Origin of the sequence: Streptococcus sp. CF8_Ac1-9 (genome assembly GCF_024295565.1) — a bacterium.
In the GTDB taxonomy this organism is placed as follows: domain Bacteria; phylum Bacillota; class Bacilli; order Lactobacillales; family Streptococcaceae; genus Streptococcus; species Streptococcus parasanguinis_X.
The window spans coordinates 223862-238248 of the sequence record NZ_JANCOY010000003.1 but is presented as its reverse complement, the minus strand read 5'-3'; the positions used below and the strand labels follow the sequence as shown (position 1 = coordinate 238248).

The 14387-nt window shown below is 43.5% G+C and carries 12 protein-coding genes and 1 tRNA gene; all 13 read right to left on the bottom strand.

All coding sequences use genetic code 11. The features are described 5' to 3' along the window. Window positions 1-75 precede the first annotated feature (75 nt). Window positions 76-1014, bottom strand: coding sequence for an alpha/beta fold hydrolase (locus tag NML76_RS07030; protein WP_254733177.1), 939 nt, complete (start codon window positions 1012-1014; stop codon window positions 76-78). An 83-nt stretch (window positions 1015-1097) separates the two neighbouring features. Beyond that, window positions 1098-1979, bottom strand: a complete 882-nt coding sequence (locus NML76_RS07025) for a class II fructose-bisphosphate aldolase (protein ID WP_003004573.1) — start codon at window positions 1977-1979, stop codon at window positions 1098-1100. A 190-nt stretch (window positions 1980-2169) separates the two neighbouring features. Then, window positions 2170-2622, bottom strand: a complete 453-nt coding sequence (locus NML76_RS07020) for a hypothetical protein (protein WP_254733130.1) — start codon at window positions 2620-2622, stop codon at window positions 2170-2172. A gap of 80 nt (window positions 2623-2702) precedes the next feature. Then, window positions 2703-2788 (bottom strand) — tRNA-Leu (locus tag NML76_RS07015). Window positions 2789-2912: 124 nt separating this feature from the next. Continuing rightward, complete coding sequence (locus tag NML76_RS07010) at window positions 2913-4526, bottom strand: CTP synthase (RefSeq protein WP_125826513.1); 1614 nt, start codon at window positions 4524-4526, stop codon at window positions 2913-2915. A 173-nt stretch (window positions 4527-4699) separates the two neighbouring features. Beyond that, on the bottom strand, window positions 4700-5395 hold the full coding sequence (locus tag NML76_RS07005) for a B3/4 domain-containing protein (protein ID WP_254733127.1): 696 nt from the start codon (window positions 5393-5395) through the stop codon (window positions 4700-4702). Window positions 5396-5656: 261 nt separating this feature from the next. Continuing rightward, window positions 5657-6241 (bottom strand): DNA-directed RNA polymerase subunit delta, encoded by a 585-nt coding sequence (gene rpoE / locus NML76_RS07000; protein ID WP_003010182.1) that lies wholly within the window; start codon window positions 6239-6241, stop codon window positions 5657-5659. Window positions 6242-6466: 225 nt separating this feature from the next. Then, window positions 6467-7750 carry a trigger factor gene (tig, locus tag NML76_RS06995; protein ID WP_003004508.1) on the bottom strand — a complete coding sequence of 428 codons (1284 nt, stop codon included), beginning with the start codon at window positions 7748-7750 and terminating at the stop codon, window positions 6467-6469. Between the two features lie 128 nt (window positions 7751-7878). Next, complete coding sequence (locus tag NML76_RS06990) at window positions 7879-8442, bottom strand: TIGR01440 family protein (protein WP_049491358.1); 564 nt, start codon at window positions 8440-8442, stop codon at window positions 7879-7881. Window positions 8443-8445: 3 nt separating this feature from the next. After that, window positions 8446-8916 carry an ECF transporter S component gene (locus NML76_RS06985; RefSeq protein WP_049491359.1) on the bottom strand — a complete coding sequence of 157 codons (471 nt, stop codon included), beginning with the start codon at window positions 8914-8916 and terminating at the stop codon, window positions 8446-8448. Further along, a complete protein-coding gene (locus NML76_RS06980; protein WP_049491361.1) occupies window positions 8906-9667 on the bottom strand; it encodes a bifunctional hydroxymethylpyrimidine kinase/phosphomethylpyrimidine kinase in 762 nt (253 codons plus the stop codon). The genes NML76_RS06985 and NML76_RS06980 overlap by 11 nt, the downstream gene beginning before the upstream one ends. Further along, entirely contained in the window at window positions 9660-10406 is a 747-nt protein-coding gene (gene truA / locus NML76_RS06975; protein WP_254733124.1) for a tRNA pseudouridine(38-40) synthase TruA, read from the bottom strand. Before truA ends, NML76_RS06980 begins: the two co-directional genes overlap by 8 nt. A gap of 289 nt (window positions 10407-10695) precedes the next feature. After that, on the bottom strand, window positions 10696-14226 hold the full coding sequence (locus NML76_RS06970; protein ID WP_254733121.1) for a family 20 glycosylhydrolase: 3531 nt from the start codon (window positions 14224-14226) through the stop codon (window positions 10696-10698). Between the last annotated feature and the right edge of the window lie 161 nt (window positions 14227-14387).

The following is a 14387-nucleotide window of genomic DNA, read 5'->3' as shown; positions in this document are numbered from 1 at the left end:
GAGAAAATTAACGATTCTACTGTTAATCCTTCAGCATTTAGTTATTATCATCAGTCTCAATGGATTTTTAAGCCCTCAATTATTCTCTAAAAATTCTTTAATGCGAGAAACAATAGCATCGCTTTGATAATGATAGAGGTCGTGAGGCGCATCCATATAGACGACTTGAACATTAGACTGGTCGCTTGCAAATCTCTCTGCATAATGCTGCCACTCTGATTGGCTAAAGGTCGTGCCTTCACCGTTAGAAACCAGGAGTAAGGCTGGAATTTTCGGATTGATGCTAGATGGAACTTTCTTGGCATTTTCCTTTGCCAAACGGGATTCATGAAGCATGGCTTGTGACATCAACTGCTTATATGCTAGTAATTTATATTGTTGTCGTTCAGTTTCAGTCAGAGTTGGATTTTTTATATAAAAGGACTCAGGGAAATAGCGTAATAAGCCAATCTTACTGCTCCAATAAGCCACAGTAAGCAAGGCCTGATTATCCTTTAAATCTTCATAACTCGCTGGCAAGGCCCAATCCAGACCAATCAAAGCCTTCACTTCATTTGGATATTTCTCTTGCCAAGCAAGACTCTCTAAACTAGCCATAGAATGCGAAATAATCACATAAGGACCTGAAACATGAGCTTGCGCCAAAGCTTGACGGGTCTCAGAAAGGACCTCCATCACATCTCTTGAACGATCACTATCTTCACTAAAACCATATCCTGCTCGCTCCACGACAACAACTTTGTATTTTTTGGATAGGGAATCTGATAGATTCTTAAAGTCTAAAATAGGAGAGGCGATACCTGCACCGGAAAGAAATACTATCGTTTCAGATCCTTCTCCTTTAACAGAGACGTTCATTCGATGTCCATTGACCGTCACCTCTTTACCGATAGGAGTCAGAAGCTTACTTTCTTTTTGCAAACTAAGTTGGTGAAAACCAAATGTGCCTCCTAGAAAAAGGATAAGAAAAACAAAAATGATCCAGCAAAACTGTTTAAATTTTTTCATAGGCATATTGTACAAAAATTAAATCCCGGAAGCAACTTTTCCCAAACAAAAAAACAAGATCCACATGGGACCTTGTTTTCCTGTTTTTATTAAGCTTTGCCTTCTGAACCGAATACGTCGATACGTTCTTCAACAGCTGCTGTAATTGCTTCGAAACCTGGTTTCAAGAATTTACGTGGGTCGAAGAGTTTCTTCTTGTCGTATTCTGCTTCGTTTGCATCGTATTCACGTACGAATTGACGAGTAGCATTTGCAAATGCGATTTGGCATTCAGTGTTCACGTTAACTTTCGCAACACCAAGTTTGATCGCTGCTTGGATTTGATCATCAGGGATACCTGATCCACCGTGCAATACGATTGGGAATCCTGGAACAGCTTCAGTCAATTTTTGCAAGTGGTCAAGGTGAAGACCTTTCCAGTTTGCTGGGTAAGGACCGTGGATGTTACCGATACCTGCAGCCAAGAAGTCAATTCCTGTAGCAACCATTGCTTTAGCATCTTCGATTGGTGCCAATTCACCGTCACCGATGATACCGTCTTCTTCACCACCGATAGTACCAACTTCAGCTTCTACTGAGATACCTTTAGCATGAGCTTTTTCAACGACATCTTTCGCCAATTTAAGGTTTTCTTCAACTGGAAGGTGTGAACCGTCAAACATGATTGAAGTGTAACCAGCTTCAATACATTCAAGAGCATCGTCGTAGTGACCATGGTCAAGGTGAATAGCAACTGGTACAGTGATACCCATTGATTCTACAAGGTTTTCAATAAGGGCTTTACATACTTTGTAACCACCCATGTATTTAGCAGCACCCATAGAAGTTTGGATAAGTACTGGAGCTTTCTTAGCTTCTGCTGCACGCAAGATAGCTTGAGTCCACTCAAGGTTGTTTGTGTTAAATCCACCAACTGCATAACCATTGTCACGAGCTGCTTGGACAAATTTTTCTGCTGAAACGATTGCCATGTGTAATAGGCCTCCTATAAATTTTTGTGGGATTGATCCCACTTACATTGTTTATTTTATCACTTTTTAGATGAAATTGCTAGCTTTTCCTGTGTCTTTAAGTACTTTCTTACGATAAATGAGGAGGAACCCTCTCTCTCCTAAGACTTCTATCCTATTCAAAAAGCAAAAAAGGGAGCGCAAGCCCCTTTCAATCCTTCTCTTTAAAATTTTTTAATGAAAGGAGAAAAGCAATCCCGCAAATCACAAGGAGTCCACCTGCGACCCATTGAGAATAGAAATAAGCAGCAAATAACTGACTGTCGGTAAACATTTTCCCAAGAAGTCCATTTACCAATCCCTCAAGAAAGGGAATATTCTCACACACAGCAAGGATTGAGGCAAGAAAGAGAATACTGCCCGCTATCAGAAAAAGATAAAGAATCCATTTTTTGATTCTTTTTTCATCTCTGAGCAGATACTTAGAAGCAATCGCCACTAAAAAAATGAAAACATTCCATATGTTTAAGGCGATAAAATATCTAAAAGTATCCTTGTATGCGCCTATCGCCATAGCTAAAATCAGGATAGGACCGAAAAAATTAATGGCACTTCCCAATAGTGCAAAGAGGCCATCGGCCAAAACCAGATACTTCTTCTTCATGTTCTCACCTCATCTCACACCTATTCTACCACAAAGAAATTTGAAAACAAAAAAAGATAGCCGAAGCTATCTTGATCCGATGCGGAGAGAGGGACTTGAACCCTCACGACCTAAAGCGGTCACAGGATCCTTAGTCCTGCGCGTCTGCCAATTCCGCCATCCCCGCGATTGAGTACTTTACTAGTATATCAATCAACGACTTTTTTGTCAAGATTTTTTTCAAACTTTTTTCAGAGTTTGTCATTTTTTCACAAAAAGGGAGCAGGTCCTTCGACCTGCTCCCTTGATTTTTATTTGCTATCGTGGTTTTCAACTGCCGCTGTGATAAAGGCTGTGTAAAGTCCTTCTGGGCGGTTTGGACGGCTTGACAATTCTGGGTGGTATTGGCAAGCAACAAAGAATTTGTTTTCTGGGATTTCAACGATTTCGACCAAACGGTTGTCTGGTGAAACGCCTGAGAAGACAAATCCTGCTTCTTCGAACTGTTCACGGAAAGCATTGTTAAACTCATAACGGTGACGGTGGCGACGTTGTACCACTTCTTGATTGTCATAGGCAGCTGCTGCTTTTGATCCTCGTTTGAGTTTAGATGGGTAAAGACCGAGACGGAGCGTTCCTCCCATATCTTCCACATCGATTTGGTCCCGCATGATATCGATAATCGGATACTTGGTTTCTGGATCCAATTCGGATGAATTAGCTCCTTCCAAGCCTAAAACGTGACGGGCAAATTCGATACAGGTTAATTGCATCCCCAAGCAGACACCCAACATTGGGACGTCTTGTTCACGCGCATACTTGATAGCTTGAATTTTTCCTTCTGTTCCCCGTTGACCAAAACCACCTGGGACGATGATTCCATCAGCATCTTCAAGGAGTTCTGCCACATTTTCAGCTGTCACATCATTGGCATTGACCCAATTAATCTTGACTTCTGCATCGTTGGCATACCCTGAGTGCTTCAAGGCCTCAACGACAGAAATGTAGGCATCTTGCAATTCCACATATTTTCCAACTAAGGAAATCTTGACCTGCTTCTTGAGGTTCATGACCTTGTCGACCATCGCAGACCATTCTGTCATATCTGCTGCAGGAACATCCAATTTCAAATGGTCACAAACGATTTGGTCCATATTTTGTGCTTGCAAGTTCAATGGGATTTGGTACAAATGTTCCACATCCAGTGATTCGATGACAGCTTCTGGTGCGACATCACAGAATTGAGCCAACTTGTTCTTAATTCCTTGACCAGCTGGTTTTTCTGTACGGATGACCAACATATTTGGTTGAATTCCAAGACCACGCAATTCTTTCACAGAGTGTTGGGTCGGCTTGGTTTTCATTTCTCCCGCAGCCTTCAAGTAAGGTAGAAGAGTGGTGTGGATGTACATAACGTTTTCAGCACCAACATCTGCCTTCATTTGACGAAGAGCTTCAAGGAATGGAAGGGATTCAATGTCTCCAACTGTTCCCCCGACTTCTGTGATGATGACATCTGAATCCGTCGTCGTCGCTGCTCGTTTGATCTTTTCTTTCAAAGCATCTGTGATATGAGGAATAACCTGTACAGTCGCGCCCAAGTATTCTCCACGACGTTCCTTTCGAAGGACTTCGCTATAAATTTTCCCTGTCGTCACATTTGAGTACTTATTCAGATTGATATCAATGAAGCGTTCATAGTGACCAAGGTCCAAGTCTGTCTCTGCGCCATCGTCTGTGACAAATACTTCCCCGTGTTGGTAAGGGCTCATCGTCCCTGGGTCGATATTGATATAAGGGTCAAATTTTTGAATGGTCACTTTCAATCCACGATTTTTGAGCAAGCGACCAAGACTTGCTGCGACAATCCCTTTCCCGATGGATGATACGACACCACCCGTGACAAAAATATATTTTGTTGACATGTGCTTTCCTCTTCTTCTAATGTTGTAGAGGCCATTCCTCTTTGCAGAAAAAATAAAAATAGCTCCCTAATCCTTAGGGAGCTCCGACCTCAAAATGAGGTGCCCGAACAATATCTTACCGCAAATGGTCTACTTTGTCAAATTGAAAATTTCATGAAAATTATTTTCTCTGTTTACACGACCTTTTCCACTCCATTTTGTGTGACGAGAAATTTCTCAAATTGAAGCCCAGGCATGCAAGAAGCAAGGTCCTTGTGGATTCGTTCCAGCGCTTCTAAACGCATCTCGACTGACGTCTCAGCATTTCCTTGGATGACAAAGAGGGCGTTTTGCGTAGTCTCCTCAAATTTGTAATGGTCACTATCGCGTACATCCAACCAAGCCAGAACTCCTTTTTGATCCCGGTAGACAGGATCTGTCGGTGCGACATGTTTTTCACTAGAAAGGATAGGGAGAAAGAGATCGTCTCTTTGACTCACTGTAAATTCAATCGGTCCCTCAATCTTATCTAGGTCATGTCCTCCGATCGCGAGAAAAGACTTCAGCGATTCGACATTATAGATATCGATGATGCTATTGATCTGAGGAAGAGCTCCTCGATGCTGGATGTTTCGGATAAGAGCTAGGACTGTTGGTGGATTTTTCTTGATGCTACGCCCTACTTTTTGCAAAAGGTCTGTATACCCTTTAATGACAGGAGATGCCACTACTTCTTCTGTCTGACACTGGAGCGCCCATTGTTCAAGCTCTTTCTTCTTTTCAAGAAAAGAAGGGAGCAAAACTGCTTGAGGATCCACATTTCTAGCAATTCCGACCACAACTGTATCAATACCAAGAGCTACTAAACTTTGATCTAAACGAAAGTCCATCTGGAACACCTCCTATTGGGAAACCTTACACGTTTATCATATACCATTTCGCCACTTTTTTCAATGCAAACAAAAAGAGAGTGGGACAGAAATCGGTAATTCGTTAGAATTCGATTTCGTCGTCCCACCTCCGCACAGTTGAGTAGGGTTGTAAAAGCTGATGAAATCAGCGTAGTAGAGCCCACGCAACCACTGCGTCTTGCTCGACAATCCAAAAACAATTGAGAGGCTAGGACTTTTGTCCCAGCCTCTTCTTATGATTTATTCTTCTTCCTCGTCTTCAGAATCCTCTTCTTCGTCGTCTTCTTCGCTTAATTCAACTTCCTCACCCAAATCATCTGGTACGATTTCATTGATTTCAGCATCGTAAGCTTCGACTTCACTCTTTTCATCATCTGGATTTTCTTCATCATATGAAAGAGCTGGATCTGCTTCGTAAACTTCTTCGTCTTCTGGATCGTCATCGTTGTAGTCAATCGCATCTTCGTCTCCATCCATGAAGGCATTGACACGTTTTTTCTTCCGTTTCTTAGGAGTTTCATCTTCGTCTGTTTCTTCAAGAGCGATGATTTCCTCGTCAACTTCATCGATGGCATACCATGAACGAAGACCCCATTTGTTATCTCCAAGTGGGATAAAGCTTCCATCGACATTCAATTCTGTGTAGAACAATGGAAGAGCTTCACGGATCTCGCTGTTTGATTTTTCAAGGTAATTTTGAATTTCATTTACAAGATCGCTAAAGTACATTTCATGGTCACGTCCGCGTAATTCCAAAATAGCACGCGCCACTTCAATCATAGAAAGTTCACTTTTTTCTTGTCCAGCAAATACTTCTAATTCCAAGGGTAAATCTCCTTATGTTTCATTTCCTAAATGGAGAAGGATCGGGTCTTAAACCTCATCCTATCCTCGATGATAGATTGAAAACTTCTCGTCACTAAATCTATCACGCATTTTATCGTTACACTCTATTGTACGATAAATTTCCCCTTTCGTCAAAGGAAAATTCCAGGATTCTCCATGAAATCAAAAAAAGAAGAGCCTCACGGCTCTTCTTTTTTATCTAAATTATTTTACTTTTGCTGTGCTTGTGATCACGTTCACTGCTTTCTTCACTGTAATGTCATGTTTCAACATTTCTGGTGAAAGAAGGTTGCGAACTTGTTCAACTGGCATGTTGTAATCTGCTGCCAATTGTTCGATTTCAGCGTTGATTTCTTCTTCAGTTGCTTCGAAGCCTTCTGCTTTCGCTACTGCTTCAACCACAAGGTTTGTCTTCGTACGGCTTTCAGCTTCTGCTTCGTATTGTTTGTGAAGATCTTCTTGAGTTGTTCCTGTGATTTGGAAGTACATTTCAGGTGAGATACCTTGACGTTGCATGTTTCCAAGGAACTCGTTGATTGAACGATGTACTTCTTCGTGGATCATTTCTTCTGGAAGGTCAACGATTTCAGCGTTTTCAACTGCAAGATCGATTGCTGCTGCTTCTACTGCATCGTTGTATGCTTCTTCTTTAGCTGCTGCCAATTCTTTGCGGTATTTTTCTTTCAATTCGTCAAGAGTTTCAACTTCTTCGTCGATGTCTTTTGCCAATTCATCGTCAAGAGCTGGTACTTCTTTTGCTTTTACTTCGTGGATAGTTGTCACGAATTTCGCTTCTTTACCTGCAAGGTCAGCTGCTTGGTAGTCTTCTGGGAATGTTACGATCACATCAACTGTTTCACCAGCAGAGTGTCCAACCAATTGGTCTTCGAAACCTGGGATGAATTGACCTGAACCAAGTCCAAGTGAGAAGTTGTCACCTTTACCACCATCGAATTCAACACCGTCGATAGAACCTACGAAGTCGATCACAACTGTATCACCTTCTGCTGCAGCACCTTCTTTAACAACCAATTCAGCCAAGTTATTGCGTTCGCGTTCGATACGAGCATCCACATCAGCGTCTGTTACTTCTTTAGAAACTTCTACTGATACTTCAAGGTCTTTGTAAGCACCCAATTTTACTTCAGGTTTTGTGACAACAGCTGCTGTCAATGTCCAGTCTTGACCTTTTTCCATAGATACAACATCGAAAGTTGGTTGTGCAACAACTTCGATTCCAGCTTCTTTAACAGCTGCTTCATATGCTGCTGGAAGAAGATCGTTCAAAGCATCTTGGTAAAGAGCTTCTTCACCGAAACGTTGGTTGAAGATTGGACGTGGAATATGACCTTTACGGAATCCAGGTACGTTCAAGGTTTTCTTAACAGACTCAAACACACGGTCCAAAGCAGGTTTGATTTGCTCTTGGCTGATGGTGAAAGTCAATACACCGTGGTTAGTTTCTTTGTTTTCAAATGATACAGACATTCTGTCTCTCCTTAAAATAATATAGTCATTCCTTATAATTTTACCACAAAACTTTGAAATTGCAAGTTTTAAAACGTTTTTGCCTCTCTTTTCATCCAAAAAAACTAGCCCCTAAAAGCTAGTTCTATTTATGATTTTCGGATAGGATCATCTAGATAGAGAGCACGGGCACCACCGATCAATTTTGGGCGACTAGCGAGGGCTGTGACATGGGCTTCCCCTAGTTCACGTAAGACAGGGCGAATTGGAACTTGCACGTGTTTGACATGCATCCCCACTGAGGTATCTCCGATGTCTAACCCCGCTTGAGCTGTGATAAATTCTACTTCAACAGGATCCTTGAAATACTTGAAAGCAGCGAGTTGTCCAGCTCCCCCTGCATGGAGACTTGGAAGGACATTGACAATTTCTAACTCCTTCTTGTCTGCTAATTCCCGCTCGACCACCAAGGCACGATTGAGGTGCTCACATCCTTGTACCGCTAGATAAATCCCTCTTGGATTCAACTCATCTAGCAAGGTCTGGACAATAGCTTCAGCAATGTCGATGTTGGAGGCCTTTCCAATTTGCCCTCCTGCAACTTCACTTGAAGACATCCCGAGAACTAGAATCTGTCCCTGATGAAGACGGCTTTTTGCCAAAACATCTACCAGGATTTCTTTTGTATCCTTCTTCAGTTGCTCCAGATCCATGAATTAGTTTCCTTTCTTTTGGAAGGCATAATAGACCACATAGCCTAAAGCCATTCCGACAAAATTCTGAGCAAGGTTATTTGGAATGTCCGAGATAGCAGCTCCCCATCCATTGCCTAAAAGGAGGGCAGAAGCTAGTGCGTAACCGCCTACCATCACAACAGTCGCAAGAAGCAAGCCTAGGTAACGAGCTTTTCCCTTGAAGCCAGCGAAGTAACCTTGTCCCCCGTGAAAGAGGAGACTAAAGAACATCCACTGAGGATAGCCTGAAATGAGGTCGAGTAGGAAGGCTCCGACACCACCTACAATCGCACCTTCCTTGCGCCCAAAATAGAAAGCTGTAAAATACACTCCAAGATCTAACAGGGTGACAATCCCTGTCGGAGTTGGGAGTTTGGTATAGTAGCCAAGTACAACTGTCAAGGCTGTCAAAATGGAAAGGCGGGCAATGAGTTGAGTTCGATTAGATGTCATATTGTACTACTCCATACTGGTCTGAATGTTGAATCGCTTGGAAGACAAAGTCTTTAGAGGCTTTAACAGCTTCAAGTGGAGATTTCCCTTGCACCAACTGGCTGGAAATGCTCGACGCAAAGGTACAACCAGCTCCTGTATTGTTCTTTTCTAAGACTGGCTCTTCAATGACGGTGAAGTCTGTCCCATCATAAAAGACATCGATGGCCTTTTCTTTATTGAGACGATTGCCTCCTTTGACCACGACAGTCGCTGCTCCTAATTCGTGGAGCTTGCGCGCTGCCTCCTTCATATCGTCGAGCGATTGAATCTTGCTTTGGGTCAAGATCTCAGCTTCTGGTAAGTTTGGCGTGATGATGGTCACATAAGGGAAGAACTTAATCAATTCGTCTCGAAGAGCTGAAACTTCTACATCATGACTTTCCTTGCAGACCAAGACAGGATCTAGTACCACTGGGATCTCCGCATGGGCTTTGACATAGTCCAAGGCCAAGTCTGCCACTTCAACATCTGGCAAAAGACCGAGTTTAATAGCAGAAAAAGGAACATCCTTGAGAGAGTTGAGCTGTTGAGCAAAGGTCGTCGGATCCACCGGAATCACTTCAAAACCGTTCTCCGTCATAGCGGTCAAACAAGTCACCGCTACAAAACCATGCTGTTTGTTGGTTGTATAGGTTGCAAGGTCTGCATGAAGACCTCCTCCACTAAAAATATCATTTCCTGAAATAGCTAGAATCAATTCATTACTCATAACGGATCTCCTTTAAATATAAGCCATTTGGCGCTGCTGTAGGACCTGCAAGATTGCGGTCCTTCTTTTCTAAAATTAGATCGATCTGCTCGATCGGCATCCGATCATTTCCGATCTTCAACAAAGTTCCCACCATATTGCGGATTTGCTTATAGAGAAAACCATTGCCCGAAAAGGTAAAGACAAGGCCATGATGTTCTGCATCCTCAACCAAGCGAGCCTCTGTAATCGTACGAACCTTATCTTCCACACTGGTTCCCGAAGCGGTGAAACCGGTGAAATCATGGGTTCCCTCCAACTTTTGGATGGCTACTTGCATCTTTTCCACATCCAAAGGATAAGGATAGTGGGTGGCATAGTGGCGCATCATGGGGTTCTTGGGACGACCATAATCCACGATAAATTCATAGGTTTTGCTGTGCTTCTTATAGCGTGAGTGAAAGTCATCTGCTACTTGCTCTACTCGGATGAAATCAATATCCTCTGGGGTTTGGGTATCGAGGGCAAAGCGGAGCTTTTCCTCGTCCCGCGCTTGGGGGAGATCAAAATGAATCACCTGCCCAAGAGCATGGACACCTGAATCCGTTCGCCCCGCTCCATGAACGGTAACAGGGGTTCCTTGATTGAGACGCGTCAAGGTCTTTTCGATTTCTTCCTGCACACTACGGGCATGCGGTTGGCGTTGAAACCCTGCAAACAAGGTCCCGTCATATGAAATGGTTGCTTTGTATCGTGTCATGGTTCTATTTTAGCAAGATATAGAAGGGGTTACAAGAGTGAAAAAACCAAACTGTCCGGGTACAGTTTTGCAAGCACAAAAAGAGGCTGGGACAAAAGTCCTAGCCTCTCAATTATTTTTGGATTGTCGAGCAAGACGCAGTGGTTGAGCGGGCTCTACTACGCTGATTTCATCAGCTTTTACAGCCCTACTCAACTGTGCGGAGGTGGGACGACGAAATCGAATTCTAACGAATTACCGATTTCTGTCCCACTCTCCTAACTTCGACCTGTTACAAATCTACTAGGTCTCAGTCTCTTTTTTTATTTTTCAAGTCCATTCCTGCCGCTCCTAAGATCGCTCCTAGTAAAGCGAGCCCAAGAGCAGATTCCACTCCTGTTTCTGGGAGTTGCTTGTTAGAGTTTCCTGTTTCTGAACGAACCTCTTTTTCCACAGCTACTGGAATTGGCGTTGGGGTATTTGCTGGTGCTACTGGTTGATCCTTCGAGATCACTTGAGGCGTTGAAGGTTCTGGAACCACTTTGTTTACAAGCACATCTGGTTTCACTGGTGCTTCTACGGAAGGGCTTGTTGGGATCACGACTTCTTTGGTACCGACTTCAACAATTTCTGCAACCGGCTCTGTTGCAACTTCTGTAGCGATCACTTTTCGACTTTGATCAAGCGCCGAAACCTCTACATACTCAAGACCTTGCCCTTTAACCCCAGCCTGGATCACTCTGCGTTCTCCTTTAGCGAGATCTGGATTGGTCCTTTCCACAAGGTCAAAATCAAGTTCTTTTTCTACGATTTCAAGACTTGGTTTGTCTTCCACTAGGGCTTTGACGTCATTTTCAGCCAAGCTACCTACTTGCGTGATTGGCTTGAGCCCCGCAAGGGCTTTAGTCAGAGCAGCCACTTCTTGATCCACCTGATCTTGATGAGCACGGCTCACATTCCAATTCAAGCTATCTAAGACTTTCGCAAGTGCTGCGCGCGATTCTGGTGTGTAAATGGCTAGATCTGTTGGCACCGTAGCAACTGCTTTTCTAAGAGTAGTGAAGTCCGCCTTGAAATAGTCCTTGTTGTGGTTGGCAAAAGCTTCCATGAGATCAAAGACATTTTTTTCGATGTATTCTTCACTTGGGGTATCACACCAAACAGCTACCATGCTACCGACCATCGGCAAAGATGTTTCAGGATATGTTGTACTTGGGAGTTGTCTAAATGGAGTAGCAGCTGCATTGGCAATCGCTTTTTCAATATAACCACCACCCGTTTCAGGTGTTCTTCCCAAAACATAGTACCAGTCTCCGTTGGTATTAAGGAATTTATACCCCTTATCTGCCAAATACTGTGGAGATGCGAGGTTATATCCCCACCATCCTTTAGACCAGTATGAAATCAAGACGTCCTTGTCAAAGGCGACATCATCTTCATCTCCATAATAGAAGCCATCGTTAAAGGCCATTGGCTGCAAGCCTTTTTCACGCGCCATGGCTGCAAGACTATTGGAATACTCCGCAAATTTACCATAGAGGTCATACCACTTGAGGTAGTACCAGCCTTGCGCACTGGTAGCGTCATTGGCATATTCATCTGTTCCGAAGTTAAAGATCTTAGACTTGTCTTTGAAGTAGTCCATGTACTTGCCAATCAAGGCTTTGGTAAAGTTGACTGCTGCTTCATTGGTCAAATCCATGGTTGTTTTTGAAACCGTATCAAAGCTGGCTTGTGGATTTTCAATGCCCAATTTTTCCATGGCCACCAACAAAGCATCCATGTGTCCAGGACTATTGACTGCCGCAATCAAGCCGATTCCTTTCGCAGTCGCATAAGCATGGAGTTCATCCATTTCCGCTTGGGTCAAGGCTTGGCCATTTGGATCATCGTAATAGGCCTTGGTGCCTTCTAAAATGGCCTTTTTCACATCATCACTGGCATAAGTTTTGCCATTGGCTTCCACCGTCATATCATCGAGGACGAAGCGCATACCATCGTTTCCGACCAGGAGGTGCAAGTCAGAATAACCCAGCTCACTGGCCTTATCGACGATCCGTTTCAGCTGATCCAATGAGAAGTATTTGCGGCCTGCATCGATCGAGATGACCTTCTTCATGGCGAGTTTTTCTGCTGCTTCTTTTGCAGCAACTTCTTTCGCGTAGCTTTCCGTATACACCAAAGCACCTTGAGCTGCTTTGAGATGGTCGATCAAGGTTTTGGCCTCTGCTCGAGTGGTGTTTGCTCCTGCCCCTTCTAAAGCTTTTTTAGCTGCCGTAAAGGCTACTAGAGATTCCGGTGTATAGTGGTCCAAATCAGTTGGAGCTTCCGAAAGAGCTTTTTCGACCACTTCAGGATCTGCTACAAAGTAGTCCGCATTCTTGTCCGCGAAGGCATGCATGAGCTTAAAGAGAAGGTCTTTTTTGTAGGTTGCGGATGGCGTATCTGCCCAGGCAGCTACCATACCACCAATGAAAGGTACCTTAGCTCCATCATTTTTTTGAACTACATCAATCGCTGACTTGGAAATTCCTTCGAGACCTTGATCAAGGTTGTACCAACCAGATCCAGCCTTGTCCCGTCCGAGCACATAATACCAAGCATCATTGGTATTAAGAATCTGATGACCTAGTTCAGACAAGAGTTTTGAAGAAGCGACATCATATCCGTTCCAGCCACCTGTCCAGTAGGAGACAATGATATCCTTGTCAAAAGTGCCATAGGAAGTATCGCCATTGTAGTAGATTCCGTCATTAAAGGCCATTGGTTTCATCTTGTGTTTTTTCACAATAGCTGCTAGATCATTGGCGTATTGAATGAATTTTTCATAGCCTTTTTCTGGATAGCCTTCACCTGGCCAATGCTTGCTGGCTTGGAGAACCTGCCAACCATGGGCATCTGTGGCATCGTTGGCATATTCATCCAAACCAATATTGAAAATATCTGCCTTGCCGCTGAAATAAGCCGCATACTTGTCTACCAAAGCCTTAGTAAAGTCTAAGGCTTTTTGGTTGTCCAAATCAACTGTCCGAGCTGATTTTTTAGTGCCAAAGTAATTAAAGTGAGGATTTTCGATCCCCAATTGTTCCATGGCTGTCAGAATCGCATCCATGTGACCTGGACTATTAATGGTTGGGATGACTCCTACTTTCTTCGATTTGGCATAGGCCAAAATATCATCCATTTGAGCCTGGGTCAAGGCTGTCCCATTCGGATCATCGTAATAAGCTTTCGTTCCTTTTTCAACCGCATCCGTCACGGCTTGGCTAGAATAAGAAGTATCTCCCACTTTCAAAGACATATCATCCAGCACAAAGCGCAAGCCGTCATTTCCGACTAGAAGATGCAAGTCTGTATAGCCCGTCTTACTTGCTTCATCAATGATTTCCTTGATTTGGTCTGGTGAGAAGTACTTGCGACCGGCATCGATCGAAACAATCTTTTTCTTGGCTAATTTTTCTTCCTGATCAGGATCTTTAGCAGGCGTTTCCGTCGCTGGTTGAGCTGCCACATCCGACTCTGCGACAGAACTTGCTTCTTCGCGAATCAAACGGTCAAGATCTGATACCCGCAATTCACGATCAGGCAGTGTCGGTTGACTTTGATCGACGATTGGGGCAGGAGCCGTTGGTTTTTCTACTGTTGGCTGAGAAGCTTCCTCATTAAGAGAAATCGTTGACTCACCCTCGCTTGGCTGAGTTGGAACTGTCGTTGCAGGACTTTCAGTAGTTGTCGGCGTATCGGCCGCTACAACATGAGCACCAGCAAAAAATCCTATGAGCACCGAAGCCGCCCCTACTGCATACTTGCGAATCGCATAACGTGGTTGATGTGATTTCATCAGGACCTCCTAAATTGTCTTTGTAATCGTTTTCTTAAATTTACCACGATATCTTAATAAATTCAATGAGGGTCCTCATTATTCTTTAATTAGGAGAGGAAGTTCTTGGATTCGATCCAAAATAAAACGAGCTCCTTACTCAAAAGGGAACTCGTTCATTC

Excerpts from the sequence above, each read along its gene's own strand:
- NML76_RS07005 (WP_254733127.1), bottom strand. The coding sequence starts at position 5,395 with ATGGACTTTCGTTTAGATCAAAGTTTAGTAGCTCTTGGTATTGATACA.
- NML76_RS07025 (WP_003004573.1), bottom strand. The coding sequence starts at position 1,979 with ATGGCAATCGTTTCAGCAGAAAAATTTGTCCAAGCAGCTCGTGACAAT.
- NML76_RS06980 (WP_049491361.1), bottom strand. The coding sequence starts at position 9,667 with ATGAGTAATGAATTGATTCTAGCTATTTCAGGAAATGATATTTTTAGT.
- tig (WP_003004508.1), bottom strand. The coding sequence starts at position 7,750 with ATGTCTGTATCATTTGAAAACAAAGAAACTAACCACGGTGTATTGACT.
- NML76_RS06990 (WP_049491358.1), bottom strand. The coding sequence starts at position 8,442 with ATGGATCTGGAGCAACTGAAGAAGGATACAAAAGAAATCCTGGTAGAT.
- NML76_RS06985 (WP_049491359.1), bottom strand. The coding sequence starts at position 8,916 with ATGACATCTAATCGAACTCAACTCATTGCCCGCCTTTCCATTTTGACA.
- truA (WP_254733124.1), bottom strand. The coding sequence starts at position 10,406 with ATGACACGATACAAAGCAACCATTTCATATGACGGGACCTTGTTTGCA.
- NML76_RS06970 (WP_254733121.1), bottom strand. The coding sequence starts at position 14,226 with ATGAAATCACATCAACCACGTTATGCGATTCGCAAGTATGCAGTAGGG.
- NML76_RS07030 (WP_254733177.1), bottom strand. The coding sequence starts at position 1,014 with ATGCCTATGAAAAAATTTAAACAGTTTTGCTGGATCATTTTTGTTTTT.
- NML76_RS07020 (WP_254733130.1), bottom strand. The coding sequence starts at position 2,622 with ATGAAGAAGAAGTATCTGGTTTTGGCCGATGGCCTCTTTGCACTATTG.
- NML76_RS07010 (WP_125826513.1), bottom strand. The coding sequence starts at position 4,526 with ATGTCAACAAAATATATTTTTGTCACGGGTGGTGTCGTATCATCCATC.